General features: G+C 66.8%; 24 protein-coding genes. 9 read left to right on the top strand and 15 right to left on the bottom strand.

The annotated features are described in order from the left end of the window. Positions 1-3 precede the first annotated feature (3 nt). Both ACZYW1_RS18225 and ACZYW1_RS18220 read right to left on the bottom strand, forming a co-directional pair. A complete protein-coding gene (locus ACZYW1_RS18225) occupies positions 4-390 on the bottom strand; it encodes a DUF2237 family protein (RefSeq protein ID WP_463787579.1) in 387 nt (128 codons plus the stop codon). After that, complete coding sequence (locus ACZYW1_RS18220) at positions 383-1267, bottom strand: LLM class flavin-dependent oxidoreductase (protein WP_463787891.1); 885 nt, start codon at positions 1265-1267, stop codon at positions 383-385. The genes ACZYW1_RS18225 and ACZYW1_RS18220 overlap by 8 nt, the downstream gene beginning before the upstream one ends. 108 nt (positions 1268-1375) lie before the next feature. Between ACZYW1_RS18220 and ACZYW1_RS18215 the strand changes: the two genes are divergently transcribed. Further along, positions 1376-1765, top strand: coding sequence for a VOC family protein (locus ACZYW1_RS18215; RefSeq protein ID WP_463787577.1), 390 nt, complete (start codon positions 1376-1378; stop codon positions 1763-1765). On the opposite strand, the gene ACZYW1_RS18210 is transcribed toward ACZYW1_RS18215, so the two are convergent. From ACZYW1_RS18210 to ACZYW1_RS18190, 5 genes are all read right to left on the bottom strand, one after another. Further along, positions 1762-2244, bottom strand: coding sequence for an Rrf2 family transcriptional regulator (locus ACZYW1_RS18210; RefSeq protein ID WP_463787576.1), 483 nt, complete (start codon positions 2242-2244; stop codon positions 1762-1764). The two genes, ACZYW1_RS18215 and ACZYW1_RS18210, sit on opposite strands and share 4 nt — an antisense overlap. A 28-nt stretch (positions 2245-2272) precedes the next feature. Beyond that, positions 2273-3019, bottom strand: coding sequence for a 3'(2'),5'-bisphosphate nucleotidase CysQ (locus tag ACZYW1_RS18205; RefSeq protein WP_463787575.1), 747 nt, complete (start codon positions 3017-3019; stop codon positions 2273-2275). Further along, positions 3016-4860: an adenylyl-sulfate kinase gene (gene cysC, locus ACZYW1_RS18200; protein ID WP_463787574.1), complete on the bottom strand. Its 1845-nt coding sequence runs from the start codon at positions 4858-4860 to the stop codon at positions 3016-3018. The genes ACZYW1_RS18205 and cysC overlap by 4 nt, the downstream gene beginning before the upstream one ends. Then, the gene (gene cysD, locus ACZYW1_RS18195; RefSeq protein WP_463787573.1) at positions 4860-5783 is read right to left on the bottom strand and encodes a sulfate adenylyltransferase subunit CysD; all 924 of its coding nucleotides are present in this window, start codon (positions 5781-5783) and stop codon (positions 4860-4862) included. Before cysD ends, cysC begins: the two co-directional genes overlap by 1 nt. Before the next feature lie 361 nt (positions 5784-6144). Beyond that, positions 6145-6636 carry a beta-class carbonic anhydrase gene (locus ACZYW1_RS18190; RefSeq protein ID WP_463787572.1) on the bottom strand — a complete coding sequence of 164 codons (492 nt, stop codon included), beginning with the start codon at positions 6634-6636 and terminating at the stop codon, positions 6145-6147. 129 nt (positions 6637-6765) lie between these two features. Here ACZYW1_RS18190 and ACZYW1_RS18185 point away from each other — a divergent pair, with 129 nt between their 5' ends. From ACZYW1_RS18185 to ACZYW1_RS18170, 4 genes are read left to right on the top strand one after another with little or no spacing between them, the layout of a single operon-like run. After that, positions 6766-7743: an ABC transporter permease gene (locus tag ACZYW1_RS18185; RefSeq protein ID WP_463787571.1), complete on the top strand. Its 978-nt coding sequence runs from the start codon at positions 6766-6768 to the stop codon at positions 7741-7743. Beyond that, positions 7740-8630: an ABC transporter permease gene (locus ACZYW1_RS18180; protein ID WP_463787570.1), complete on the top strand. Its 891-nt coding sequence runs from the start codon at positions 7740-7742 to the stop codon at positions 8628-8630. The genes ACZYW1_RS18185 and ACZYW1_RS18180 overlap by 4 nt, the downstream gene beginning before the upstream one ends. Beyond that, positions 8627-10462 (top strand): dipeptide ABC transporter ATP-binding protein, encoded by a 1836-nt coding sequence (locus tag ACZYW1_RS18175; RefSeq protein WP_463787569.1) that lies wholly within the window; start codon positions 8627-8629, stop codon positions 10460-10462. The genes ACZYW1_RS18180 and ACZYW1_RS18175 overlap by 4 nt, the downstream gene beginning before the upstream one ends. 4 nt (positions 10463-10466) lie before the next feature. Then, positions 10467-12137: an ABC transporter family substrate-binding protein gene (locus ACZYW1_RS18170; RefSeq protein ID WP_463787568.1), complete on the top strand. Its 1671-nt coding sequence runs from the start codon at positions 10467-10469 to the stop codon at positions 12135-12137. A gap of 2 nt (positions 12138-12139) precedes the next feature. On the opposite strand, the gene ACZYW1_RS18165 is transcribed toward ACZYW1_RS18170, so the two are convergent. Both ACZYW1_RS18165 and ACZYW1_RS18160 read right to left on the bottom strand, forming a co-directional pair. Beyond that, complete coding sequence (locus ACZYW1_RS18165) at positions 12140-14752, bottom strand: AAA family ATPase (protein WP_463787567.1); 2613 nt, start codon at positions 14750-14752, stop codon at positions 12140-12142. Further along, positions 14749-15915: a metallophosphoesterase family protein gene (locus ACZYW1_RS18160; RefSeq protein ID WP_463787890.1), complete on the bottom strand. Its 1167-nt coding sequence runs from the start codon at positions 15913-15915 to the stop codon at positions 14749-14751. Before ACZYW1_RS18160 ends, ACZYW1_RS18165 begins: the two co-directional genes overlap by 4 nt. 191 nt (positions 15916-16106) lie before the next feature. Here ACZYW1_RS18160 and ACZYW1_RS18155 point away from each other — a divergent pair, with 191 nt between their 5' ends. After that, the gene (locus tag ACZYW1_RS18155; RefSeq protein ID WP_463787566.1) at positions 16107-16613 is read left to right on the top strand and encodes a SixA phosphatase family protein; all 507 of its coding nucleotides are present in this window, start codon (positions 16107-16109) and stop codon (positions 16611-16613) included. A gap of 16 nt (positions 16614-16629) precedes the next feature. On the opposite strand, the gene ACZYW1_RS18150 is transcribed toward ACZYW1_RS18155, so the two are convergent. From ACZYW1_RS18150 to ACZYW1_RS18140, 3 genes are all read right to left on the bottom strand, one after another. Continuing rightward, positions 16630-17220: a hypothetical protein gene (locus ACZYW1_RS18150; protein WP_463787565.1), complete on the bottom strand. Its 591-nt coding sequence runs from the start codon at positions 17218-17220 to the stop codon at positions 16630-16632. 159 nt (positions 17221-17379) lie between these two features. Beyond that, entirely contained in the window at positions 17380-17910 is a 531-nt protein-coding gene (locus ACZYW1_RS18145) for a DUF3558 domain-containing protein (RefSeq protein ID WP_463787889.1), read from the bottom strand. Positions 17911-17933: 23 nt separating this feature from the next. Further along, on the bottom strand, positions 17934-18431 hold the full coding sequence (locus ACZYW1_RS18140) for a DUF3558 domain-containing protein (protein ID WP_463787888.1): 498 nt from the start codon (positions 18429-18431) through the stop codon (positions 17934-17936). A 133-nt stretch (positions 18432-18564) separates the two neighbouring features. On the opposite strand from ACZYW1_RS18140, the gene ACZYW1_RS18135 reads away from it, so the two are divergent. Together ACZYW1_RS18135 and ACZYW1_RS18130 are read left to right on the top strand one after the other, a co-directional pair. Beyond that, entirely contained in the window at positions 18565-20310 is a 1746-nt protein-coding gene (locus ACZYW1_RS18135) for an ABC transporter ATP-binding protein (protein WP_463787564.1), read from the top strand. Positions 20311-20345: 35 nt separating this feature from the next. Next, entirely contained in the window at positions 20346-22205 is a 1860-nt protein-coding gene (locus ACZYW1_RS18130) for an ABC transporter ATP-binding protein (protein ID WP_463787887.1), read from the top strand. Here the strand turns inward: ACZYW1_RS18130 and ACZYW1_RS18125 are convergent. Further along, positions 22202-22768 carry a hypothetical protein gene (locus tag ACZYW1_RS18125; protein ID WP_463787563.1) on the bottom strand — a complete coding sequence of 189 codons (567 nt, stop codon included), beginning with the start codon at positions 22766-22768 and terminating at the stop codon, positions 22202-22204. The two genes, ACZYW1_RS18130 and ACZYW1_RS18125, sit on opposite strands and share 4 nt — an antisense overlap. A gap of 56 nt (positions 22769-22824) precedes the next feature. Beyond that, the gene (locus ACZYW1_RS18120; RefSeq protein WP_463787562.1) at positions 22825-23940 is read right to left on the bottom strand and encodes an adenylate cyclase regulatory domain-containing protein; all 1116 of its coding nucleotides are present in this window, start codon (positions 23938-23940) and stop codon (positions 22825-22827) included. Between the two features lie 40 nt (positions 23941-23980). Here ACZYW1_RS18120 and ACZYW1_RS18115 point away from each other — a divergent pair, with 40 nt between their 5' ends. Further along, the gene (locus ACZYW1_RS18115; protein ID WP_463787560.1) at positions 23981-24469 is read left to right on the top strand and encodes a DNA-deoxyinosine glycosylase; all 489 of its coding nucleotides are present in this window, start codon (positions 23981-23983) and stop codon (positions 24467-24469) included. Here the strand turns inward: ACZYW1_RS18115 and ACZYW1_RS18110 are convergent. Next, positions 24464-25855, bottom strand: coding sequence for an amidase (locus ACZYW1_RS18110; protein WP_463787559.1), 1392 nt, complete (start codon positions 25853-25855; stop codon positions 24464-24466). The two genes, ACZYW1_RS18115 and ACZYW1_RS18110, sit on opposite strands and share 6 nt — an antisense overlap. Between the last annotated feature and the right edge of the window lie 14 nt (positions 25856-25869).

Below are 25869 nucleotides of genomic sequence, written 5' to 3'. Positions count from 1 at the left end.
TCGCTACAGACCGCCCAGATCATCGGGCACGTCAACGGCATGCTCCCGCAATGCCTTCAGCGGCACGATGTCGAGCGTCCGCTCGTGGGTGGATGCCAGGACCACCGGGGCGGCGAAGCCTTCGCGGTAGGCCAGCAGCCAGTTGTTCGCGGTCACGCACCACCGATCACCCGGTACCAGGCCGGGAAATCTGAACTGCGGCATGGGTGTTGAGAGGTCGTTGCCGATGGCCCGTTGGTGCTCCAGGAATTCGGCGGTCACCACCGCGCAGATCGTGTGCCGGCCGATGTCCTCCGGTCCGGTCGAGCAGCAGCCGTCGCGATAGAACCCGGTGAGGGGTTCGCTGCCGCACGGTTCCAGGGGGCCACCCAGCACGTTGCGCTCAGGCATCGAATGCGCTCGCGATCTCCGCCGCCCGACGGAGCTGATCGAGGTCGGAACTGGTTGGAATGAGCTGGATTTCGTCGGTGCCGATAGCTTCGAATGCGCGCAGCACTTCGATCAAGTCGTCCTCACTTCCGGCGAAGCCTGTGGTTGGTGCCATCGCGTCGACGTACTCGACCGGTATCCAGTTCATGTAACGGCGAAGGTGAGTGTGCACCTGCTGCCGGGCGTCGTCGGCGGATCCCAGCGCAAACCAGAACGAGGTGGCCAACAACGGCGTGGGCTTGTCGGCCCGGGCCCAGGCCTCACGCGCGACGTCGAACAGCTCGTTCTGCTTGGTGACGTCGAGGTCCAGCGTGGTGCCGGCCAGGCCCTGCGCCCACGCCGCGGCGCTGCGCAGCGTCTTGGGGCCAATCGTCCCGACCAGCAGCGGCGGACCGCCCGGCTGAACCGCAGCGGGCCCCACCGGCAGCACCGACTCGGTGACCTTCTCCCCGGCCCACACCCGTTTCATGACGGCGACCCGCTCGGCCATCCCGCGGATCGTCTGGGTGTCCGGGTCGGCGCCCACCGCCAGGTAATCCTCGACGCGGCCACCGACGCCCAGACCGACGGTCAACCGCCCATTGCACATCATGTCGCCGGTCGCCAGCGCCTTGGCCAGCATCACCGGATCGTGCAACTGGGGGACGATCACCGTGGTCACCAACCGAACGCGCTCGGTCCAGGCCGCCAAAGCGCCCATCAGCGTCAAGGTTTCCGGGTTGTCGAACGCCATCCGCTCGCCCCAGCACAACGACGAGAACGGGCCCTGGTCGATCGTGCGGGCCCAGTCGCGCAGCATTTCGGCGTCCAAGTCCGGCTCCATCACCGGCATGGTCATCGCTACCCGCACGAACGCGATTCTGGCACGCAGCCGTCGGCGCAGCGTCATCGACGCGGCAACAACACAGGCTCGCCGCGATCGACGGCCGGGTAAATTGGCGGCACGATGTCGATCGCGTTCAATCACACCATCGTCGCCGCGCACGACAAGCGGAAGTCCGCCGAGTTCGTCAGCGAGCTCTTCGGTTTACCGAGCCCGCAGCCGTTCGGTCCATTCCTGGTCGTCACCCTCGAGCACGGCGCGAGCCTGGACTACTCGGATGTTCCCGAAGACCGGGAGATCGTCTCGCAGCACTACGCGTTTCTGGTCTCCGAGGCAGACTTCGACGCGATTTACGGCAAGATCTCCTCGCGCGGCCTGCCGCATTGGGCCGACCCTTCCGGGCGGCGGCCCGGCGAGTTCAACACCAACGACGGCGGACGCGGGGTCTACTTCCGCGACCCCGCCGGTCACTACCTGGAGATCCTCACCCGGCCCTACGGCTCGGGCGGTTAGCTGGCGCTACGGGGACCGCGGCGGCGCGTTTCCTGAGCGCGGTAGTCGTCGGCCATCCGGGCGACGTGGTCGGGCAGCGCACCGGACGCGACGTCGGCCAGGCTGGTCTCCTCCAACACCGCCCGCATGCTGGCCCGCAACGCCCGCCAGACGTCGGTCAGTGCAGCGGTGGCCCCGGAGTACGGCAGATCGCCGAGCCCGATGTCGCGAACGCTGGCCAGCGGCCCATCGATACACCGCAGTACGTCGGCGATGCTGATTTCGGTTCCGGGACGGGACAATTCGTATCCGCCGTCGCGGCCGCGATGGCTGCGCACCAGGTGGTCGCTTCGCAGCGCGGAGAGGATGTCGACGAGAAACTGTGGCGGAATTCCCTGCGCGTTGGCCAGTTCGTCGGTGGTCACTCGCACGCCGTCGTCGAGGGTGGCCATTTCCACCATCGCCCGCACCGCGTACTCCGCCTTCGCCGACATCCGCATGGAATGAGATTGTCCCACCGGTAGCGGATCAGCCGGTAATCGCGAGCACCGCGTCGGCGTATTCCGGACGACACACGATCAGGTCGGGCAGGTTCGGATCGGCGCGGTTGTACTCCAACGGCGATCCGTCGATGCGCGAGGTGTGCAGCCCGGCGGCGCGGGCCACCGCGACCGGAGCCGCGGAATCCCATTCGTACTGTCCGCCGGCGTGGACGTACACGTCGGCCAGCCCTTGGACCACCGCGGCCACCTTCGCGCCGGCCGAGCCCATCGGCACCAACGTGCCGTTCAGTTGTTCGCGCACCGTGAGCGCGATCTCCGGTGGCCGGGTGCGCGAGACCACAATCCGTGGTTGGCCCGAAAACACCGGTGGCGGAACCGGATCGGGCGTGGACAACGTGACGCCCTGGGCGGGCAGCGCCACCGCACCAGCCACCAGCGCGCCGGACTGCCAGAGCGCGACGTGCACCGCCCAGTCGTGGCGACCGAGTTCGGAGAACTCCCGGGTGCCGTCCAGCGGGTCGACGATCCACACCCGCTGTGCGGACAACCGAACCGGATCGTCGACGCCTTCCTCGGACAGCACCGCGTCGTCCGGGCGGTCCCGCGCCAGCGCTTCCATCAAGTAGTCGTGGGAGCGCTTGTCCCCCGCCGCTTTTCGGTCCGCTTCGGTCGCGTCGGCGAGTTCGTCGCGCACCGTCAGCAGCAGCTGGCCCGCTTCGGTGGCCAGTCGCGCGGCCAGCTCGTGATCGTTCTCGTCACCGTGGTCGCTCAATTCCGCCCCTCGATCAGCTCGACGACTTGCTGCGCCATGTCATCAAGACTGCGATCCGGCGTGAGTCGCAGGTCCGGATTCTTCGGTCGCTGGTATGGGCTGTCGATCCCGGTGAAGTGCGTGATCTCACCCGCCCGCGCTTTAGCGTAGAGGCCTTTGGGGTCGCGCCGCTCGCAGTCCTCCAGCGGGGTGTCGCAGAACACCTCAACGAAATCCAGGCCCGTAGCGGCGTGCACTCCCCGCGCCAGCTCGCGATGCTCCGCCAGCGGACTGATCGCCGGCACCAGCACGGTCTGTCCGGAGTCCGCGATGAGCGCCGCTACGTGCGCCAGCCGGCGCAGGTTCTCGGCCCGGTCGGCCATGCTGAAACCCAAGTCGGCATTCAACCCGTGTCGCAGGTTGTCGCCGTCGAGAACGAAAGCGGGAACGCCCATTTCGAGCAGCTTGCGCTCGACCAGCATCGCCACCGAGGACTTGCCCGAAGCCGACAGACCGGTGAACCAGAGGGTACGGCCGCGGGTGAGCCGATCTCTGGCCGTCACCAAAGAGGCATGCCGAACCGTGTTGGGACTCGCCGACAGCGGGGCGGCTTCGCGCAGCACCATGCCCGCGGCGACGGTGCCGTTGGTGTTGGGATCGATCAGGATGAAGGAACCGGTGCTGGCGTTGCGGGTGTATTCGTCGAGTAGCAACGGAACTTGCGAACGCAGCGAGATGCGGCCGAGTTCGTTGAGCTGCAACGCCGTTGCGTCTTTGTCACGACGCAGCGTGTTGACGTCGAGCCGGTAGTCCAGTGCGGTGACCTTGACCCGGGTGGTCCGGGTGGTGTGCTTGATCAGGTAGTCGCGCCCGGGTGCCAGTGCCTCGGCATCGGCCATCCAGCACACCGTCGCATCGAATTCCTGGGCGACCCGGGGGGCGTTCGCGGGCCGGGCGATCATGTCGCCGCGGGATATGTCGATGTTGTCAGACAGACTGACCGAGACGGCCATCGGCGGAAAGGCCTCGGGCACTGGGCCGTTGGGACCCTCGATGGCGGTGATGCGGGTGGGCTTGCCGGTCGGCAGCACGACGACGTCGTCACCCGGGCGCATCACACCGCTGGAGACCGTGCCGGCGTAGCTGCGGTGGTCCTGGTGCTCGCGGGTCTGCGGGCGGATGACGTATTGCACCGGGAATCGGACGTCGACGAGGTTACGATCAGCCGCGACATAAACCTCCTCCAGATGCGACAGCAGCGCGGGCCCGTCGTACCACGGGGTGTGCCGCGACTTGGTGACCACGTTGTCGCCGTGCAGCGCCGACATCGGGATGGTGAGCACGTCCTGGACGTCGAGGCGGGTGGCGAAGGCGTGGAATTCGTCGCGAATCGCCTCGAAAGTCGCTTTGTCCCAGTCGATGAGGTCCATCTTGTTGACGGCGAGCACGATGTGCTCGATGCCCAGCAGCGACGCCAGGAAGGTGTGCCGGCGGGACTGCTCCAGCAGACCGTGCCGGGCGTCGACCAGCACAATGGCCAGCTGGGCGGTGGATGCTCCGGTCACCATGTTGCGGGTGTACTGGATGTGCCCCGGAGTGTCGGCGATGATGAATTTGCGCTTGGGCGTTGCGAAGTAGCGGTAGGCGACGTCGATGGTGATGCCTTGTTCCCGCTCGGCGCGCAGGCCGTCGGTGACCAGCGACAGGTCGGTGTACTCGTGACCGCGGTCCTTGGAGGTGCGCTCCACGGACGCCCACTGGTCGTCCATGACGGCCTTGGAGTCGTAGAGCAGTCGCCCGATCAGCGTCGACTTGCCGTCGTCGACTGAGCCGGCGGTTGCGATGCGCAGCAGCGTCGCCATCAGAAATACCCCTGCCTCTTGCGATCTTCCATGCCGGCCTCGGAGATCCGATCGTCGGCCCGGGTGGCGCCACGTTCGGTCAGCCGCGAAACCGCCGTCTCGGCAACGACTTCGGTGACGGTGGCCGCCTCGGATTCCACGCAGCCGGTGCACGTGACATCGCCGACGGTGCGGAACCGGACCGTCTTCTCGACGATCTCCTCGTCGGGGCGCGGCTGCAGGTGCCGGTCGACCGCGAGCAGCATGCCGTCGCGCGAGAAGACTTTTCGCCGGTGGGCGTAATAGATCGACGGGAGCTTGATCTTCTCGGCGCCGATGTAGGACCAGATGTCGAACTCGGTCCAGTTGGACAGCGGGAACACCCGGATGTGCTCACCCTTGTGGTGCCGGCCGTTGTAGATGTTCCACAGCTCGGGCCGCTGCGCCTTGGGGTCCCACTGCCCGAACTCGTCACGGAAGCTGAACACCCGCTCCTTGGCGCGAGCCTTCTCCTCGTCGCGCCGGGCGCCGCCGAACGCGGCGTCGAAGTTGTTCTCCCGGATGGCTCGCAGCAGCGTCACCGTCTGCAGCGGGTTGCGCGATGGAATGGTCTCGACGACCCGGCCGGCGTCGATGTCGTCCTGCACCTTCGCGACGACCATCCGCACGCCGGTTTCGGCGACCAGTTCGTCGCGCGTCGCGATCACCTCGTCGAAGTTGTGGCCGGTGTCGACGTGCATCACCGGGAACGGCAGACGACCGGGCCGAAACGCCCTGATGGCCAGCTGCAGCATCACGATCGAGTCTTTGCCGCCGGAGAACAGCAACACCGGGCGCTCGAATTCGGCCGCCACCTCACGGATGATGTGGATCGCCTCGGCCTCGAGCGACCGCAGATGGCTCAACTCGTATTGCCCGGCTGCGGGTGCTTCTTGGCTCGTCATCAACCCTCCCTATCTTCGGTAAAGTTGGTTGATTTGGTCAGGATTACAGACATTACCGAGTATGAAACCAGCCGACCGCGCGGGTTGTCAACGAAATCGTGATGTTCGGCAGGAGCTTGGGGGTTCGATGTGCCCACCTCTGAGCGACAAACGGCCCGGCGATGTCAAAGGCGCTGACGAAACGGAAGAGAAGCCGTGTCCAGCTCAGTGACGGCAGGGGCGGGTGGGGCTCCATGGCACACCCGGCATCGCTCGATGGCACACCCGGCGCAACCAGCGTCGCCGAACGTGCATTCACGGCGAGATTCCGGCCGATTCTCCGACGTGATTACACGTTCGGCGCGATGAAAGCGTCAGAGCCCTAGAGCGTGACCTCGTCGAGCTTGCCGGTGGCGACGTCGAAGATGAAGCCGCGAACCGACGTGTGCTTGGTGACGAACGGGCTGTTCTCGATGCGCTGCAGCGACTGCCGGACGTCCTCGGCGAGATCGCTGAACGCCTCGGCCGACCACGGCGGCTTGACCCCGGTCTCGTCCTGGATCGTGCGCTTGAAGTCGTCGTCGGTGAACGTCAGCATGCCGCAGTCGGTGTGGTGGATCAGGATGATCTCGGTGGTGCCGAGCAGGCGCTGGCTGATGGCCAGCGACCGGATCGCGTCATCGGTGACGACGCCGCCGGCGTTGCGGATGACATGCGACTCCCCCTCGTTGATGCCGAGGGCGCGATAGACGTCGATGCGGGCATCCATGCAGGCCAACACCGCGACGTGCTTGCTCGGCGGCAGCGGCAACGGCCCGTCGAAGGACTTCGCGTATTCCGCGTTGTTGGCCAGATAGCTGTCGGTCACAGTCATTGATCCGACGTTACGACTCGACGGCCGTCGGTTCACCGATCCGAATCACTCCGATCGCAATGTTGCCTGCGCCGAGCGGCCGCACGTCTCCTAGTCTGTGCGAATGCGACAGGGGCGAGGCCGGTAGCCATGACCCGCTTCCTGGCACGTCGCGTGCTCAACTACGTAGTGCTGCTGGCATTGGCGTCGTTCCTGACCTTCTGCCTCACGGCGGTGGCGTTCTCGCCGCTGGAAAGCCTGATGCAGCGCAGCCCCCGCCCGCCGCAGGCGGTGATCGACGCCAAGGCCGCGCAGCTCGGGCTGAACAAGCCGATCCCGCTGCGCTACGCGGACTGGGCCTCGCACGCGGTGCGCGGCGACTTCGGCGCCACCATCACCGGGCAGCCGGTCTCCGGCGAACTGTGGCGACGCATCGGTGTCAGCCTTCGGCTGCTACTGATCGGCTCAGTCGCCGGGACCCTCATCGGTGTCGCGCTCGGCGCCTGGGGGGCGATCCGGCAGTACCGGATCAGTGACCGCACCATCACGATGCTGGCTCTGCTGGTGTTGTCGGCGCCGACGTTCGTGATCGCCAATCTGTTGATCCTCGGAGCGTTGCGGGTGAACTGGGCGTTGGGTTGGCAGCTGTTCCAGTACACCGGGGAAACCTCGCCCGCCCTGATCGACGGCGCGACGAGCCGGTTCGTGGATCGGTTGCAGCACTTGGCTTTACCAACGCTCACCCTGACGCTCGGCACTGCCGCCGGATTCAGCCGCTACCAGCGCAACGCGATGCTGGACGTGCTCGGTCAGGACTTCATCCGGACCGCGCGCGCCAAAGGGCTGACCCGCCGTCGCGCCCTGATCAAACACGGACTGCGCACCGCCCTGATCCCGCTGGCGACGCTGTTCGCCTACGGTGTTGCCGGATTGGTGACCGGCGCGGTGTTCGTCGAGAAGATCTTCGGCTGGCACGGCATGGGCGAATGGATGGTGCAGGGAGTCGCGACCCAGGACGCCAACATCGTCGCGGCGATCACCGTGTTCGCCGGCGCGGTGGTGTTGCTGGCCGGATTGCTGTCCGACTTCATCTACGCCGCGCTCGATCCCCGGGTTCGGGTGTCATGACCGCGACGATCACCCCGGAATTCGTCTCGCGGCGCACGCTGGTGCTGCGCCGCTTCCTGCGCCGCCGATCGGCGGTGGCGTCGCTGCTGGTATTGCTGGTGCTGTTCGTCGGCTGCTACACGCTGCCGTCGTTTCTGCCGTACTCCTTCAGCGATCTGGATTTCGATGCGCTGCTGCAGTCGCCGAACGCCCGGCACTGGATGGGCACCAACGCCCTCGGCCAAGACCTGCTGGCCCAGACATTGCGGGGCATGCAGAAGTCGATGCTGATCGCGGTGTGCGTGGCGCTGATCTCCACCGGCATCGCGGCGACGGTCGGCTCCATCTCCGGGTACTTCGGCGGCTGGCGGGACCGCGTGCTGATGTGGTTCGTCGACCTCATGCTGGTGGTGCCGGCGTTCCTGTTGATCATGATCCTGACGCCGCGCACCAAGAGTTCCGGCAACGTCATCGTGCTGGTGCTGCTGCTGGCCGGCTTCGGCTGGATGGTCAGCTCCCGCATGGTCCGCGGCATGACGATGAGTTTGCGCGAGCGCGAATTCATCCGTGCCGCACGGTATATGGGTGTGCCGAATTGGCGGATCATCGTCCACCATGTGGTGCCGAATGTGGCCTCGATCCTGATCATCGACACGGCGTTGAACGTCGCCGTGGCGATCCTGGCCGAGACCGGTTTGAGCTTCCTGGGTTTCGGTATCCAGCCTCCGGATGTGTCGCTGGGAACGCTGATCGCCGACGGCACCCAGTCGGCGACGACGTTCCCGTGGGTTTTCCTGTTCCCCGCCGGGGTGCTGGTGCTGATCCTGGTGTGCGCCAACGTGACCGGTGACGGTCTGCGTGACGCCCTCGATCCCTCGAGTTCGGTACCGCGGGGCGGCCGCCCGTGAGCCGGTTGCTCGACGTGCGAAACCTGGCGGTCAGCTTCCCCACTGAGGGTCCGCCGCTGAAGGCGGTGCGCGGCATCGACTTCCACGTCGACGCCGGCGAGGTGGTGGCCCTCGTCGGCGAATCCGGGTCGGGCAAGTCCACCGCGGCGATGGCGGCGGTGTCGCTGCTCCCGGAGTATGCCGATGTCCGGGGATCGGTCCGGTTGCAGGGCACCGAGTTGATCGGATTACCGGATCAAGCCATGTCGCGCTTTCGCGGCAACACGATCGGCATGGTGTTCCAGGACCCGATGTCGGCCCTGACGCCGGTCTACACGGTCGGCGACCAGATCGCCGAGGCGATCGAGGTACATCAGCCACGCACCGCAAAGCGCGATGCCCGTCGGCGCGCGGTCGAGTTGCTCGAGTTGGTCGGCATCCAGCAACCCGACAAGCGCGCCAAGGCATTTCCGCACGAGCTGTCCGGTGGTGAACGCCAGCGAGTGGTGATCGCGATCGCGATCGCCAACGATCCCGATCTGCTGATCTGCGACGAGCCGACCACTGCCCTCGATGTCACCGTTCAGGCGCAGATCCTCGAGGTGCTGAAAACAGCGCGGGATGTGACCGGCGCCGGGGTGCTGCTGATCACCCACGACCTCGGCGTGGTCGGCGAATTCGCAGACCGCGCGCTGGTGATGTACGCCGGGCGGATCGTCGAATCCGCGGCGGTCAACGACGTCTACCGCGATCGCCGGATGCCGTACACCGCCGGGCTGCTGGGATCGGTACCGCGGCTGGACGCCCCGCAGGGCACCCGGCTGGTGCCGATCCCGGGCGCTCCCCCGTCGTTGACGGCCCTGGAGCCGGGGTGCCCGTTCGGACCGCGCTGCCCGCTCGTCGTCGACGAATGCCGCACCGCGGAGCCAGAACTCGTGTCGGTGGCCGCCGACCATACTGCGGCCTGCATTCGCACCGAACACGTCGCCGGGCGCAGCGCAGCGGAGGTCTACGGGGTCAGTACGACGCCCGAAGCGGCCCCGGCCGACGAACGAACGGTCGTCGTCCGCGTTCGGGATCTGGTCAAGACCTATCCCTTGACGAAGGGGTTGCTGTTCCGCCGTAACGTCGGCGAAGTCCGCGCGGTCGACGGCATCAGTTTCGAACTACCGCAGGGCCGCACGCTGGCGATCGTCGGCGAATCGGGGTCGGGTAAATCGACGACACTGCACGAGATCCTCGAACTGGTTGCTCCGCAATCGGGTTCGATCGAGGTACTGGGGTCCGACGTGGCAACCCTGACCTCGGCGAGCCGCCGGGAGCTGCGCCGCGACATCCAGGTGATCTTCCAGGACCCGGCGGCGGCCTTGGACCCGCGGTTACCGGTCTTCGATCTGCTGGCGGAACCCCTGCGCGCCAACGGCTTCACGAACGCCGACACCCAGACCAGGGTCGCCGAGCTACTCGACACCGTCGGCCTGCGGCATGCCGACGCCAGCCGTTACCCGTCGGAATTCTCGGGTGGACAGAAGCAGCGCATCGGGATCGCCCGGGCGCTGGCGCTGCGGCCCAAGATCCTCGCCCTCGACGAACCGGTCTCTGCGCTCGACGTGTCGATTCAGGCGGGCATCCTGAATTTGCTGCTGGATCTACAGCAGGAGCTCAGTCTGTCCTACTTGTTTGTCTCACATAATCTTTCGGTGGTGAAGCACATGGCCCATCGGGTCGTGGTGATGTTACGCGGCGCGATCGTCGAACAGGGTGACAGCGAGGAAATATTCAGCCATCCGCAGCACGAGTACACCCAGCGCCTGTTGGCCGCTGTGCCGCAACCGGACTCGGCCCATGGGTAGCCTGATGACGACGATGCGGTTCAAGCGCGCGCTGGCATTGGCGTTCGCCGTCCTCGTGGTGGCCGGCTGCTCGTCGGGCGGCGACTACCTGCCCGGCGGTCCCGCCACCGCCGTCGGCGCGACCAGCGACATCAATCCGCAGAACCCGGCGACGCTGCGCAATGGCGGCGACCTGCGACTCGGCCTCTCCGAATTTCCCTCCAACTTCAACACTTTGAACATCGACGGCAATTCCGCCGACGTGGCCAGCATGCTGAAAGCCACCATGCCGCGCGCCTTCGTGATCGGGCCGAACGGCTCGACCACGGTCAACACCGAATACTTCAGCAGCGTCGAACTCACCGGCACCAACCCGCAGGTGGTCACCTACACGATCAACCCGAGGGCGATCTGGTCCGACGGCACGCCGCTCAGCTGGGAGGACATCGCCAGTCAGATCCACGCCACCAGCGGAGCCGACAAGAACTTCGCGATCGCGGGCACCAATGGCAGCGAGCGGGTCAAGTCGGTCGACCGGGGCGTCGACGACCGCCAGGCGGTGATCACCTTCGCCAAGCCCTACGCGGAATGGCGCGGCATGTTCTCCGGCAACACGATGCTGCTGCCCAAGAGCATGACCGCGACCCCGGATGCGTTCAACAAGGCCCAGCTGTCCGGGCCGGGTCCGTCGGCGGGTCCGTTCGTCGTCTCCGAGCTTGATCGAACCAAGCAGCGAATTGTGTTGACCCGCAACTCCAAATGGTGGGGCGAGCGCCCCCGGCTGGACCGGATCACATTCCTGGTGCTCGACGATGCCGCCCGCTTGCCGGCGCTGCAGAACAAGGCGATCGACGCGACCGGGCTGGCCGGATTGGATCAGATGACGATCGCCCGGCGCACCAAGGGCATCTCGATTCGGCGGGCGCCGACGCCGAGCTGGTACCACTTCACCTTCAACGGCGCGAACGGCTCGATCCTGGCCGATCCGCGGTTGCGCCGCGCGGTCGCCGAGGGCATCGACCGCCAGAGCATCGCCGCGGTCAGCCAGCACGGGCTCAACAGCCATCCGGCCGCGCTGAACAACCACATCTACGTCGAGGGACAACAGGGCTACCAGGACAACAGCGCTGCGGTGGCCTACGACCCGGAGAAGGCCAGACGTGACCTCGATGCGCTGGGCTGGAAACTCAACGGTCGAGTCCGCGAGAAGGACGGCAAGCAACTCGTCGTGCGCGACCTGTACTACGACGCGCAGACCACCCGGCAGTTCGGCCTGATCGCGCAGCACAGCCTCGCCGCGATCGGCGTCAAGCTCGAACTGATGGCCAAGGCCGGCAGCGGCTTCTTCACCAATTACATCAATGTCGGCGCGTTCGACATCGCCCAATTCGGTTGGATGGGTGATGCTTTCCCACTATCGGCGTTGACGCAGATCTACGCATCCGGCGGCGAGAGCAACTTCGGCAAGATCGGCAGCGCCGAGATCGACGCGAAGATCGAGCAAACCCTCGAGGAGCTGGACCCGGACAAGGCCCGGGTGCTGGCCAATGAGGTCGACAAGCTGGTCTGGGCCGAGGGATTCAGCCTGCCGCTGGTGCAGTCCCCCGGCAACATCGCGGTCAACAGCTCGCTGGCCAACTTCGGTGCGGCCGGGCTGGCCGATCTGGACTACACCGCGATCGGATTCATGCGCTGACCTTACGCGCACAACTCGATTCGCTGCGCATCCTTGACGCCGTCGTATCGTGCCGGTGTGCAGGTCAAGACGATGACCTGCCCACGTTCGGCCAGAGTGTCCAGCACCGCGGCCATCCTCACCAGCCGCTCGGGATCGGTGAAGCCGAGCGCATCGTCGATCAGGATCGGGACAGCGTCTTCCTTGGCGACCAGTGCCGCGCCGGCCAGCCGGGCCAGAATGCCGAGCTGCTCCTTGGCTCCACCGGACAGCGACTCGTACGGCACGGTCCGGCCGTCGAGGGTGCGGGTGCGGATGCACAGGTCGCTGTTGATGTCGACCTCGAAGCTCGGCCCGAAGACCGGCTTGCCGAGGCGCTGCAGCTCGGCGCGGAACGGCTCGACGTAACGCAGCTTCGTGATATCGCGGTGCCGTGTCATCACCTCGCGCAGCATCTGCACCGCACGTGCTCGATGACCGACCCGGTCGTGCTGCCCGCGGGCGTGCTCGCGGGTGGTCTCGGCGGCGTCGAGCTTGCCCTTACGGCCCTCGGTCTCGAATACCGAGAGCTGCGCGGCGATCTCGTGCAGACTGCGCTGAACCTCATCGCGACGCGCACGGATCGCCTCGGCCGCCTCGACGGCTTCGGCGAGCTCGGCGGCCACCACCTCGGGCGCCTGCGCGGCCAGCTTTTCGGCCAGCTCGGCAACGCCGGCGGCGGCGGCCTGCGCCGCGGCAGTATGGGCGTCGACGGTGGCGGCCAACTGCTCATCGGGCACGGCGGCCCGCTGTTCGGCCAGCCGATCCGCGACGGTGACCAGCTCAGCCCGTTGGGTGACCAGCTTGTCCTGCACGCGGGTTGCCTGCGCGGTGATGTCGTTCAGCTTCTTCACCGCCAGCGCCGCTACCTTGCGGTGCGTCTCACAGTCCACCTCGGCCTGGGCGCGGGCCGCGACCGCCTCGAGGAGTTCGGCGCGCGCGGCGCCGGCATCCACATCGTCGGGAACCGCCGGCTGGGCTTCTAATTCCGCGAGCTGAGAGCGCAACTGCTCGATGTCGTCGTCACCGGACAGCCCGGCCAGCGTCGCGGTGAGCTGGTCCTGCGAGCCCTGCAGTTCGCGGCGGCGCAGTTCGGCCTCGCGGGCAGCGGTCAGGTCAGCGACATGGCCCGCCGCCAGCAACGCCGCGAGCTTCTCCACGGCGACAGCGTGCTTCTCATGGATGTCGAGTGCGGACGCGCCGGGCGTTACGCGGGCGGTCACAAGTCCGGGGATCGCGACCTCGGTCTCGGCGTTCGCGACTGTCGACCAGCTGTGGCCGGCCGACAGCGATACACGTTGATCACCGACGAGCAGTTCGATATCGGTGGCGGCGACGAACTCGACTGTTGCCGACACCAATTCGAGCTGACTTTCGGTGCGCTCGACGGCGGCAGCGGCCTGTTCGATCTTCCGCAACAGCTCATCGGTCACGGTGATGGTCGAGAGCTCCTGGCCGATCTCGTCCCGTTCGCGCAGCGCGGCATCGATTTTCGCGAGCTTGGTGGTCAGTCGCTGCGTCTGCTCGCGGCGGGCGAGGTTGTCGACGAGCTGCCGCGCGGTCTCGGCGCGTTGCCGGGCGGCGACCAGACTCTGGTCGGCACTCTCGACGGCCGCGTCGGCCTCGACCGTCACGTCGCGGGCCAGTGCCTGCGCTTCGGCGGCCTTGCCTGCCTCGGCTTCCAGCGCGGCGATTGTGGTTGCGCGCGCACCGTTCTCGGCGAGTAGCCTGGCCCGTTCGGCGTGGGCGGCGGTCGACGCGGCGCTGGTCGCGGTCGCGGCCGCGGCGACCAGCTCGGCCTCACGCAGCTGTTCGACCAACCGGGCGATGGCATCCGCGGCGGCCTGCGCCGCAGACCGCCGGGATACGGCGAACACCTGCTGCTCGGTCAGCCCGGTCAGCTCCACCGACAGCGCGGCATGCCGCTGCACCCGCTCCTCGACCTCGGCGACGGCCGCGAGGCATCGGTCGACATCCTGATCGGCCGCCTCCAGCGCCTTGATCGCCACCGTCCATTCGCCGGTGGGACGGCCGGTCGGGGTGAAGTAGCGGGCGTACTCGCTGTCGATCCGTTCGATCAGCAACGGCTCAGTGCCCGAGAGCGCTGCCGTATCCCCGGCGGCGACGTCGAGCGCCCGGGTCAGCGCATCGCAGCCGGACAGATTCACCGCATCGGTCGACGCGGACTGCAGAACCTTTTGGGCATGCCACAATCCGGTGTCGACGGTCTCGGCCAACATGGCCTGCACCCGGTCGTGCGCCTCGTCGCCGCTGTGCTGTTCGCGGCGCGGCTCCAGGACCGTCAGCTGCGTCTCGCACTTCTTGTGGAACCGCTTGTGATACACGAAACGGTAAGCGCCCGCGCTGATCTCGGCGGTCACCTCCGCGCCGACGTCGGCGTGCGTCGGCTTGACCTGTTTGACTTCCTTCTTGTTCGACCGGTCCCTGGATTCCAGCAGCAGGTCGAGCGCCTCGACCATCGACGACTTACCGATCTCGTTGGCGCCGGACACCACGACCACCCCGTGGTCCGGAAAGTCGATCTCGCGGTAGGCGATACCGCGGTAGTTCTTCAAGACCAGCCGATGCAATTTCATGCCGCACCCCGACCCTGCTGACCGTGATCGGTCAGCCGCAACAACAAGGCGAGTGCCGCCTGCGCGTCACCCGCGGTCTGCGCGTCGCCCGCGCGGGCGACCTCAACCAGCTCCTCGACCGCAGCGGCGGCGAATCCGCCTATCCCCAGGTCGCTGAATTCGCCGTCGGCCGGCAGCACTGCGAGGTCACTGTGGCTGTCCCACACCCGCAACGAGGCGAACAACCGGGAGTACTTGTCCAGGCAGGCGTCCAGCCCGGCGCGGTCGGTAACGGTCAACGAGCCGATCAGGGCCAGCCGCAACACAGTTCGGTCCTTGTCCGGCATCAGGTCGAGGTTCATGTCCAGATCGGCGATATCGCGACTGTTGTCGACGTGGCGGTTCAGCGTGCTGAACCGCCACCGGCCCACGCGCGTGGCATCGACCGTCACCGGATGCTGGGCAACGTCCTCGTCGAGGTCGACAATCAGCACATGGCCGGGATCTGCCTCGACATCGTCGTAGTTGGTGACCTCCGGTGAGCCCGAGTACCAGATGCGTCCGGTGCCGCCGACGTCGGTCAGCGAGTGCTTGTCGCCGAGCGCCACGTAGTGAATCACACCGCGCGACAGCGCATCTTCCACCCCGGCAAGCCGGATCAGCGACGGCTTGGTGGGATCGGGGTCGAGCGCGTCGACACCACCGTGGGCGACCAGAACGCGGATGACTCCGTCGTTCGGTAAGTCGGCCAGCACGTCGGCAACCAGGTCGGTGGTCGGCGCCTTCGACTTCCACGGCGCCGCCACGATCTGCACGCCGGGCCGGACCTCGTGGACGCCCGGGCGATCGAGCACTCGGACGTTGGCTGGGCGTTCGGCGGTAAACAATGCACTGGTGTAGACCGATGCCGCGTTCAGCGGGTCGTGGTTGCCGGGCAACAGGTAGACGGGAATCCTGATGGCGCGCATGGCTTCCAGCGACTGGCTGATGACGGTCGGGTCCAACTGGTTGTCCTCGAAAACGTCACCGGAAACCACGACGAACTCCGCGCCCGCCCCGGCCGCCAGCGGACCGAGCCCGGCCACCGCATCGCGCCGGGCCGCCGAGTAACGCGGCTGGGCCTCGCCGGCGAGGAAGTGACGGGTCATGCCGAGTTGCCAGTCGGCAGTATGCACGAATCGCATTGCCATCCCGTCCTTTCTGCTGGTGTGCGGCCGTGGTGAGGAGGCCACCGCGAAGTTTAGGACGGGCCGCCGACAAGTCCGGGACGTCGATCGGCAGGTCCGGCGTGCATCGAGGCGACCGAACCTCACCGATACGCAGGTGTCACGTCAGCCACACCGGTCTCGCGGTCGGGCCGGGTAACGTCGACCGGATGAGCGACCACGACCGCATCCTGGTGTTGCTGCGGCACGCCAAATCGGCCTACCCCGACGGCGTCGCCGACCACGACCGACCGTTGGCGCCGCGCGGTAGACGCGAAGCCGGCCTGGCCGGCGACTGGCTCCGCGCCAACCTGCCCCCGATCGACGCGGTGCTGTGCTCGACAGCGACCCGCACCCGTGAGACGTTGGCGCGCACCGGCATTGACGGTCCGGTCGACTACGACGAACGGCTCTACGACGCCACGCCGGGCACAGTGATCGGCCGGATCAACGGCGTCGGTGCCGACGTGTCTGCTCTGCTGGTGATCGGACACGAGCCCACCATGACGCAGCTGGCGCTCGGATTGGCCGATCCAGCCACCGCGAACACCGATGCCGCCGAACGCATCTCGACGAAATACCCCACGTCGGCAATGGCCGTGCTGCGGGTAAACGGCAACTGGGCGGACCTCGAACTCGGGTCCGCCCAGCTAGCCGATTTTCACGTGCCGCGCTGACCGCGGCGTCGAAGGTTTACTTGCAGATCTCGACGATCTTCTTGATCTTGTCGTCGAGGTTCTGCCGCAGCTCGTCCTGGGCGAAGTCCTGTGCGCCGGCGAGGTAGCCGATGCTGAGCTGTTGGAGTTGAGTTCCCAGCGAGGTGGAGTTCTCCGCCAGGTCTTTGGGAGTCGCAGGCTCCGCGGCGACCTGATCCTTGAGGAAGGCGCCGCCGTCGTAGAACGCGAACCGCTGGGCCGTCGCGACCGACAGCGCACCGATCGGTCCGCCGTTGTCCGGGTTCTTCAGGTGTGAGTTGCGGACGACTGCGCGGTCAACGATCTTGAAGGTCTCACAGATGTGCTTCTTGGCGTCGTTGCGCTGGCTGTCGCTGTACTTTCCAGCGGCCGCCGCGCTCTCGTTCGGGAAGAAATACCCATAAGCGGCACCCGCGACGGCAAGGATCGCCAGCACCAGGGCCGCCACCGTGCCCCACTTGGCGAACTTCGACGGGCGCGCCACGGGCGTCGTCGTCGTTGTCGCTGCGGGCGCGGGCGTCGGTGCGGCGACCGACTCGGTGACGTCCGCCGGAGCGGACGATGGCTCGTGTGAGGGTGTTTCAGACATTCGTCGATCGTATAGGCCGCAAGTATTGGCCGGTAACCCTTTCGCGGGTCAATTAAAATTAACTCTCTCAACCGCTTTGGTGGCGATATCCGCATATGAGACGCGAAAACCGATGCGACGGCGCGGTTAACCAGCGCACCGAGCGTTCGGAGTTCGAGATCAGGAATTGGTGGAGAGCGTGAGCTCCATTAGCTTGAGGGCCTGCGCACACGCGTCTATCCCCGGCACCTGCGGGTTGACCCACCACCCGACCACACCGGCGGCGTCGCTGGCCACACCGCACGCGCCGTTCGGATCGTCGGGCTTCATCACGATCGATGCCACGCCGGCGATCGTCTTGTTCTCGATCTTGTACTTCAGGAATTCGGCGACCTTGCGTTCGTTGGCCAGGCTGCCCTGCTCGAACCACAACCGGGTGATGTCGATCAGACCTCCGGGATTGGCCGCCTGCCAGCGGCAGATCGCGCCGACGAAGGTGCTCTGGATGTCCTGTGGGTCGGCGCCCACGGTCTTCGCGAGCACGTCGGTGGTCAGGACTTCGCATTCCTTTTGCAGGTTCGGGTACTGCTGTTCGGAATTGTTGTTGCGCTGGGTGTCGCCGGCGCCCGCTTTCTCCGCTGTACCGCCGACCGATTTGGTGCAGCCGGTCGACATGGACAACGCGGTGGCCAGCACGGCCACACTCACCATAATTCGACGACGCATGCCGTTGCTCATTTGCCGTTCGCAATCGTCTGACGCGCCAGCTCTTTGGCGATGTTGCAGGCGTCGGGGAACGGCTTCTGGTTGAAGTTCACCGACCATTCGAAGAAGTCGTCGTTGAATTGGATCCCCACCTCGCACAGCGAATCACCCAGTTGGGGGTCGTTTCCGACGGCGATGAATCCCCCGTGACCGCTGATGTTGATGTCCTCCACGCTGGAGCGGGACAGTTCCTCGGTCTTGCGCTCGCGGCCGATCGGGCTGCCGCGGTACCAGGAGAAGGAGAAGTGCGGGCCGAGGATCCCTCCGCCGGCCAGCCACTGGCAGCCCACCGAGTTCTTGGCGGTGTTGACCAGCCCGTTGATCTGCGTCAACTTGTTCACTGTCTCGTCGCTGACGCCGCCGCACTGCGGAAACGACGGTCCGTGGCTTCCGTTGCCGGACGAGGGTGCCGTCGACCCGGGAGCCTGGGATTGGTTGGAGCCGGAATCAGAACACGCGGACGCCATCGGTATCAGAGCCGCCGCCGCCAGGGCGAGCACCGCCAGGTTATGCCGCACAGGATGCACTGTAGCGGCACCACCTTTGGGCAACCATCGCACACGCGGTGAGCTGTGCTTTCTTGTATGCAACAGTTACCAGATGCTCGTGGCACTGCTGCGCCAGTTCGTGCGGCCGTACCGATGGCCGGTCGCGGCGGTGATGGCATTGCAGTTGGTCAGCACCCTCGCCTCGCTGTACCTGCCGACAGTGAACGCCACGATCATCGACGACGGGATCGCCAAGGGCGACAGCGCCGCGATCGTCCGACTCGGTGGCCTGATGTTCGCTGTGACGGCGCTGCAGGTGCTGTGCGCGGTGGGTGCGGTGTACTTCGGTTCCCGCGCCGGAATGGGCTTCGGTCGCGACCTCCGCGCGGCGATGTTCCACCACGTCACGACCTTCTCCGAACACGAAACCTCCCGGTTCGGCGCAGCGACGCTGCTGACCCGCACCACCAACGACGTTCGCCAGATCCAGTTCCTGGTGCAGATGGGCTGCACGGTGCTGGTGGCCGCGCCGATCATGTGCGTCGGCGGAATCGCAATGGCCATCCATCAAGACGCCGGGCTGTCATGGCTGCTGGTGGTCAGCGTCCCGGTGCTGGTGGTGGCCAACTATTGGATCATCGGCAAGACCCTGCCGCTGTTTCGCAGCATGCAGCGGCTCATCGACAACATCAACCGGGTCATGCGCGAGCAGTTGTCCGGTGTGCGGGTGGTGCGCGCCTTCGCGCGCGAACCGTTCGAACGCCAGCGGTTCGACGAGGCCAACGTCGCACTGTCGACGACGACGCAGGACGCCGGCAATTGGCAGGCGTTGCTGTTGCCGGTGACCACGCTGACGATCAACTTCTCCAGCGTGGCGCTGATCTGGTTCGGCGGCTTACGAATTGACCGCGGCCAGATGCAGGTCGGCTCGTTGATCGCGTTCCTGGTCTACTTCGCCCAGATCCTGATGGCCGTGGTGATGGCGACGATGACGATCATGGTGTTGCCGCGGGCCGCGGTCTGCGCCGAACGGATCACCCAGGTGTTGTCGACGACCCCGTCGGTCGGCAACCCGGACACTCCCCTGCACCCGTCGCCCGATGCGCGGGGACTGGTCCGGCTCGACCACGCGGCGTTCCGCTTTCCGGGCGCGGATCGTGCTGTGCTGCACGATATCTCGCTCAGCGCACGGCCCGGATCCACTACCGCCGTCATCGGCAGCACCGGTTCAGGGAAGTCGACGCTGGTGGCGCTGATCTGCCGGCTCTACGACGCGACAGAGGGAACCGTCCAGGTCGGCGGCATCGACGTACGCGACCGCGACGTCGAAGAGTTGTGGTCGACCATCGGCCTGGTACCCCAGCGCAGCTACTTGTTCTCCGGGACAGTCGCCGACAATCTGCGCTACGGCAGAGCAGAAGCCAGCGAGGACGAGATCTGGGAAGCACTGCGCGTCGCCGCCGCTGACGACTTTGTCCGGGCGCATCCCGACGGCCTGCAGATGCGCGTCGCCCAGGGTGGGATCAACTTCTCCGGCGGGCAGCGGCAGCGCCTGGCGATCGCCCGCGCGGTGATCCGACGCCCGGCGATCTACGTGTTCGACGACGCGTTCTCCGCACTCGATGTCCACACCGACGCGCTGGTGCGGGCCAGGTTGGCCGAGATCACACCGGATGCGACAGTGATCGTTGTAGCGCAACGTATTTCGACCATCATCGACGCCGACCAGGTGATCGTCATCGAGGACGGTCAGCTGCTCGAGACCGGCACGCATGAGTCGCTGCTCGGGGATTCGCCGACCTACCGGGAGTTCGCCGAGTCGCAGGCGCTGGACGCCGAAGTGGGTGGCCCGCGGTGACGTCAGCGACGAAGCGGACCGCCGCTCCCCCGGCCATGCGGCCACGAGACTTCGCGGGCTCGACCGTGCGCCTGGTGACGTTGCTTGCGCCGCAACGGTACACGGCTGCCGCGGTGATGGTTCTGAGCGTCCTGGGCACGGTGATCGGTGTCGTGGTGCCGCGCATCCTGGGTCACGCCACCGATCTGCTCTTCAACGGCGTGATCGGTCGGCGCCTGCCCGCGGGCCTCACCAAGGACCAGGCGGTCGCCGCGGCGCGGGCGCGCGGCGACAACGCTTTCGCCGACCTGCTCTCCGGGATGCACGTGATCCCCGGCCACGGTGTCGACTTCGGGGCGATCGCCCGCACGCTGGCATTGGCGCTGGGCATGTATCTGGTTGCCGCAGTGATGATTTACACGCAGGCCCGGCTGCTCAACGTGACCGTGCGACGCTCGCTGCAGGCGCTGCGCACGCAGGTCGAGGACAAGCTGCATCGACTTCCGTTGGCATACTTCGACACCCGGCAGCGCGGCGAGGTGCTCAGCAGAGTCACCAACGACATCGACAATCTGCAGACGTCGCTGTCGATGACCATCACCCAACTGCTGAGCGCCGTGCTCACCGTCGCGACAGTGCTGCTGATGATGCTCAGCATCTCGCCGCTGCTGACCGGTCTCGCTCTGCTGACCGTGCCGCTGTCGGTCGTGGTGACCCGCGCTATCGCGCGGCGTTCCCAGCGACTGTTCGTCGCCCAGTGGACCAACACCGGGCGCCTCAACGCCCACATCGAGGAGAGCTACAGCGGTTTCACCCTGGTGCGGACGTTCGGCCAGCGCGCACGGATCGAAGACGAGTTCCGCCGGCTGAACGACGACATGTACCAGGCGAGCTTCGGCGCCCAGCTGATCTCGGGGATGGTGGGGCCGGCCACCACGTTCATCGGCAATCTCAGCTATGTCGCCGTCGCGGTCGTCGGCGGCATCCAGGTGGCGACCGGGCAGATCACCGTCGGCAGCATCCAGGCGTTCATTCAATACGTGCGGCAGTTCTATGCGCCGCTGAATCAGGTTGCCTCGATGTACAACACGCTGCAGTCCGGGGTGGCCAGCGCAGAGCGGGTGTTCGAGTTGCTCGACGAGGTCGAGGAATCGCCGGACCGTTCCGAAACACTGCCGTTGCCCGTCGGCGACGGCTCCTCGGGCCGGGTGGAATTCGAGCATGTCAGCTTCGGCTACCAGCCCGGTGTTTCGGTGATCGACGACCTGTCGTTCGTCGCCGAACCGGGCAGCACCGTCGCCATCGTCGGCCCGACCGGGGTGGGCAAGACGACGCTGGTGAATCTGCTGATGCGGTTCTACGAGGTCGACGCCGGACGGATCCTGGTCGACGGCGTCGACATCACCACGATCAGTCGGCATTCGCTGCGGTCACGTATCGGGATGGTGCTGCAGGACGCCTGGCTGTTCAGCGGCACGATCGCGCAGAACATCGCCTACGGGCGGCCCGACGCCAGCGACGACGAGGTCATCGAGGCGGCCACAGCGGCCCACGTGGACCGGTTCGTCCACACGCTGCCGAACGGCTACGACACCCAGGTGAACGACGGCGGGAGCAACATCAGCGCCGGGGAACGGCAGTTGATCACGATTGCGCGGGCGTTCCTGGCCCGGCCGCAGTTGCTGGTGCTGGACGAGGCGACGAGTTCGGTGGACACCCGCACCGAGTTGCTGATCGCCAAGGCCACTCACGAGCTTCGCCGCGATCGCACGAGTTTCATTATCGCTCATCGTCTTTCGACGATCCGCGACGCCGACGTGATCCTGGTGATGGAGTCAGGCAAGATCATCGAGCAAGGCGACCACGGCGAGCTGCTGGCCCGCCGTGGCGCCTACTACCGGATGACCCAGGCCTAGAGCTCAGGGCCTTCGGCCCGCAGGTCGTCGACCGCGGACATCGCGTCGCGCAGTTTGGCCAGCCATTCCTCGGTGTGCTCGCCGACCAGCTTGACCGACCAGGCCAGCGCGTCGGACCGGGACCGTGCGACGCCCGCGTCGACCAGGGTGTCGAGGACCTGACGCTCCGGCTGCTTCAGCCGCGTCATCACAGGGACTGCGATGTGGGTGAACAGCACCGGCTCGCCGGCCACCTCCACACCCCAGGACACCTTGCGGCCATAGCGGCTCTGCGCCTCGTCGGCGATGTTCATCCGCTCGGAGCGTGTCTCCTCGCGGAAACGCGAGGCCCGGCCCTCGGCGTGGGCTGCGCTCTCGGCGCTCTCCGCGCCGTCCGCGTCCGGCAGTGTGCCGATGACGGTGATCTCCTCGCGGTCGACGACGACGGTCGGGTCGCCGTCGAACCAGGTGTCGGGGAGTCGACCGGCGAACCAGTCGGCCGCGTCGCCCGCTTCGGGTTGGCCGGCCTGCTGCCAGCCGCCGGGGCGACCGTGCCGCCGCCCATGTCCATGATGTTGTCTCATGCTTACATGATTACAGCGTTACAACCGTTGTCACAGGCTTTTCACTCGCGGCGAAATCAGTCCTCGGCGTCGCCGCGGCGAGCGCGGAACAGCTTCGTCTCACCTTTGATGCCTTTGAGCCGCCGCGCGCCGGCGAACGACCAGCTGAAGCCGGCGTCGTCGCCGAGTTCGTCGTGAACCGACTCGGCGACCAGCACCGTTCCCGGTCGCGCCGCGGCGGTGACCCGGCTGGCGGTGTTCACCGGGCTGCCGAACCAGTCACCGGCCCGGCTCACCGCCGACCCGGAGGCCAGGCCCGCTCGTAGCCGCGGGAAGTTGTCGTCGCCGTCGGTGATGTCGACGAGCTTGATGATCGCGTCCAGCAGCGGCGCCGGTTCGGTGCAGACAAACATCACCTCGTCACCGATCGTCTTGATGAATCGAACCGGTGGCACGGCTACATCGCGGGCCAGGTCGGCGAGCCGACTGGCCAGCTTTCCGAGTTCCTCGGCCGGCACCTCTTCGCCCAACCGGGTGAATCCGACCAGGTCGGCGAATGCGACGCAGATCTGTCGCGCGCCGGGCAGCGGAGCCCCGGCCGCGCGCTCGCTGGCATTGACGGCTTCGGTCTCCATCTGATGCCGCAACTGCATCAACAACATGTCTTGAATCATCGGGCCCAGCAACGGCGCCAAATGCCCAACCAGTGCTTGCGACGCCTGGGCGATCTGGAGTTCAGTCGCACCGGGACGCATGATGGCCGACAGCCCCGTATAGCGCATCACCTCCGCGGCGTGTGAAAGTCCCTCCGCGAGAACGCGAACCACCTGCACGATCTGATCGGGGTCGATACCGAGGTCGAGGAAGTCCTTGGCGTGCGCGGCCGCGGCGCCGTCGGCGCGCAGATGAATCGCCGCGTCGGGGTCGTCGACCCGTACCAACCCGATCGCGCGCTGCACACGTTGCAGGAGTTCGATGTCGATACCGTTGGCCTCACTGATCTCGCGCGTCGAGACGTAATTGCCGTCGTCACCGATCAGCCGCCGCGACGCCACCAGCATCGGCACCGGCGAGGTGCGGATCTCCTCGGCGGTGATGCCCTGCTCCAGCAGCCACTCGACCAGTTCGGCCCGCTCGGTACGCGCGTCGCCGTCGAGGCCATCGAGCAGCTTGTCGATCTCGGTGTCCGTCACGTGGTCAAGCTATAACGCGGCAGGGCATCATGGGTATCCGATGGTCACACCGCTGCTGCAGGGATTCCCGCCGGTCATCGACGGCCGCGCCACGTTGCTGATCCTGGGGTCATTCCCCAGCGTGCTGTCCCTGTCCAGCGGCCAGTACTACGGCAATCCACGCAATGCGTTCTGGCCGATCACCGGCGAGCTGTTCGGTTTCGACCCCTCAGCGTCCTACGAAACCCGTTTGGCTGCACTGCAATCGGTGGGAGTGGCGCTGTGGGACGTCCTGCACAGCTGCCGACGGCAGGGTAGCGCCGACGCCAAGATCGAACCGAAGAGTGTGGTGGCCAACGACTTCGGTCGACTATTCACCGACTACCCGTCGATCGAGCGGGTGTACTTCAACGGCACCGCGGCGCAACAGCTTTACGAACGACTGGTCGACGCCGCAGTCGACTGTGAACTCCTACCCTCGACCAGTCCCGCGCGCGCGATGCGGGCCGGCCAGAAGCTACAGGCCTGGCGGGTCATCGCGCCGTCATGACACCGGCGGGCGGCGCTGCGCCCACGGCCGGGCGGCCTCGATCTGTGCGCCCAGCGACATTAGCGTCGCCTCGTCGTTCGGGCGGCCGACCAGTTGGATCGATACCGGAATCCCGTTGTCGTCGAGCCCCCACGGCACCGACGCGGCGGGCTGACCGGTGAGATTCCACAGCTCGAAGAAGGGCACCCGCTGCGACACGGCCAGCAGGGTCGAGATGCCGCCGAGCCGTTGATAGGCACCGATGCGGGACGGCCCGGTCACGTTACCGGGCGTCAGGACCACGTCGACGTCGTCGAAGATCGATTGAATCCGATCGGCCACAACGGATTCCGCGGCGCGGATCTTCGCCATTCGCCCCTCGGGGATCAGCGACCCGATGCGCGCCATGTTGCGGGTCCGCTTCTCGAGCCGGTCCTGCAGCAGCATCGTGCGGGCGTCGTTGTAGATGCCCCGGAAATAACGAGGCAGGAAGTGGCCGTACACCGCCGACGGCGGATAGTCCGGGTCGCGGCGCACGACGTCGTGACCGAGGTCGCGCAACAGTGCGCCGGCCGCATCGACCGCCGCTCGCTGCTCCTTGCCGATTCGGGCGATCAGTGGCGGTGGAACCTTGGTGCTCAACGCAATTCGCAACCGACCCGGTGGCTTGGCGGCAGCGGCGACGAAGCCTCCGTCCGGAGCGGGCAGCGTCGTCGTCACGTCCAGGAACAGCGCGGCGTCTTCCACTGTGCGAGCGAGCGGCCCGTTGACGGACAACCCACACCAGGCGTCGTCGTGCGGCGCCAGCGAGACCCGGTCGCGCTGCGGTTTGATCCCGAACAGCCCGCACCAGCCGGACGGGATGCGGATCGAGCCGCCACCGTCGGAGCCCAGCGCCAGCGGCGCCAGGCCTGCGGCCACCGCGGCCCCACTGCCGCCGCTGCTACCGCCCGGCGACAGCGCGGTGTCCCACGGGTTGCGGGTAGCGCCGAACGTCACCGTCTCGGTGAACGGAAAGATCATCAGTTCCGGCACGGCGGTTTTGCCGAGGATCACCGCACCCGCCGTGCGCAGTCGGCGGACCACCTCCGCGTCGTGCGTCGCCGGCGTCGTGACCGCGCTGCTGCCGCAGGTCGTGAGTTCACCGGCGACGTCGTTGTCGTCCTTGATCGCAACCGGCACACCCAGCAGCGGCAGCCGCTCGCCCGCGTCGAGGCGCCGCTGCGCCTCCAGCGCCTCCCGGCGCGCGGACTCGGCCAGCACCACCCGGAAGCTCCGCAACTGGGGGTCCAGCCGCGCGATGCGTTCCAGATAGACCTCGAGCAACGCCGGCGCGGTGATGGTGGCCGCGGCCAGCATCCTCGCCTGTTCGGCGGCACCCGCGAAGGCCAGCTCTGTTGCGTCCACGTCGAGGCAGACTA

The organism is Mycobacterium sp. IDUB_36, from assembly GCF_055419225.1.
The sequence above is the reverse complement of the archived record's forward strand: the minus strand, read 5'-3'. Positions and strand labels throughout refer to the sequence as shown.

What these genes read in the sequence shown, in the direction of transcription:
- ACZYW1_RS18165 (WP_463787567.1), bottom strand. Translation starts at nt 14,752, where the DNA reads ATGAAATTGCATCGGCTGGTCTTGAAGAACTACCGCGGTATCGCCTAC.
- ACZYW1_RS18160 (WP_463787890.1), bottom strand. Translation starts at nt 15,915, where the DNA reads ATGCGATTCGTGCATACTGCCGACTGGCAACTCGGCATGACCCGTCAC.
- ACZYW1_RS18180 (WP_463787570.1), top strand. Translation starts at nt 7,740, where the DNA reads ATGACCGCGACGATCACCCCGGAATTCGTCTCGCGGCGCACGCTGGTG.
- ACZYW1_RS18135 (WP_463787564.1), top strand. Translation starts at nt 18,565, where the DNA reads ATGCTCGTGGCACTGCTGCGCCAGTTCGTGCGGCCGTACCGATGGCCG.
- ACZYW1_RS18190 (WP_463787572.1), bottom strand. Translation starts at nt 6,636, where the DNA reads ATGACTGTGACCGACAGCTATCTGGCCAACAACGCGGAATACGCGAAG.
- ACZYW1_RS18150 (WP_463787565.1), bottom strand. Translation starts at nt 17,220, where the DNA reads ATGTCTGAAACACCCTCACACGAGCCATCGTCCGCTCCGGCGGACGTC.
- ACZYW1_RS18140 (WP_463787888.1), bottom strand. Translation starts at nt 18,431, where the DNA reads ATGGCGTCCGCGTGTTCTGATTCCGGCTCCAACCAATCCCAGGCTCCC.
- ACZYW1_RS18210 (WP_463787576.1), bottom strand. Translation starts at nt 2,244, where the DNA reads ATGCGGATGTCGGCGAAGGCGGAGTACGCGGTGCGGGCGATGGTGGAA.
- ACZYW1_RS18170 (WP_463787568.1), top strand. Translation starts at nt 10,467, where the DNA reads ATGACGACGATGCGGTTCAAGCGCGCGCTGGCATTGGCGTTCGCCGTC.
- cysC (WP_463787574.1), bottom strand. Translation starts at nt 4,860, where the DNA reads ATGGCGACGCTGCTGCGCATCGCAACCGCCGGCTCAGTCGACGACGGC.
- ACZYW1_RS18155 (WP_463787566.1), top strand. Translation starts at nt 16,107, where the DNA reads ATGAGCGACCACGACCGCATCCTGGTGTTGCTGCGGCACGCCAAATCG.
- ACZYW1_RS18225 (WP_463787579.1), bottom strand. Translation starts at nt 390, where the DNA reads ATGCCTGAGCGCAACGTGCTGGGTGGCCCCCTGGAACCGTGCGGCAGC.
- ACZYW1_RS18220 (WP_463787891.1), bottom strand. Translation starts at nt 1,267, where the DNA reads ATGACCATGCCGGTGATGGAGCCGGACTTGGACGCCGAAATGCTGCGC.
- ACZYW1_RS18115 (WP_463787560.1), top strand. Translation starts at nt 23,981, where the DNA reads ATGGTCACACCGCTGCTGCAGGGATTCCCGCCGGTCATCGACGGCCGC.
- cysD (WP_463787573.1), bottom strand. Translation starts at nt 5,783, where the DNA reads ATGACGAGCCAAGAAGCACCCGCAGCCGGGCAATACGAGTTGAGCCAT.
- ACZYW1_RS18215 (WP_463787577.1), top strand. Translation starts at nt 1,376, where the DNA reads ATGTCGATCGCGTTCAATCACACCATCGTCGCCGCGCACGACAAGCGG.
- ACZYW1_RS18125 (WP_463787563.1), bottom strand. Translation starts at nt 22,768, where the DNA reads ATGAGACAACATCATGGACATGGGCGGCGGCACGGTCGCCCCGGCGGC.
- ACZYW1_RS18145 (WP_463787889.1), bottom strand. Translation starts at nt 17,910, where the DNA reads ATGGTGAGTGTGGCCGTGCTGGCCACCGCGTTGTCCATGTCGACCGGC.
- ACZYW1_RS18130 (WP_463787887.1), top strand. Translation starts at nt 20,346, where the DNA reads ATGCGGCCACGAGACTTCGCGGGCTCGACCGTGCGCCTGGTGACGTTG.
- ACZYW1_RS18185 (WP_463787571.1), top strand. Translation starts at nt 6,766, where the DNA reads ATGACCCGCTTCCTGGCACGTCGCGTGCTCAACTACGTAGTGCTGCTG.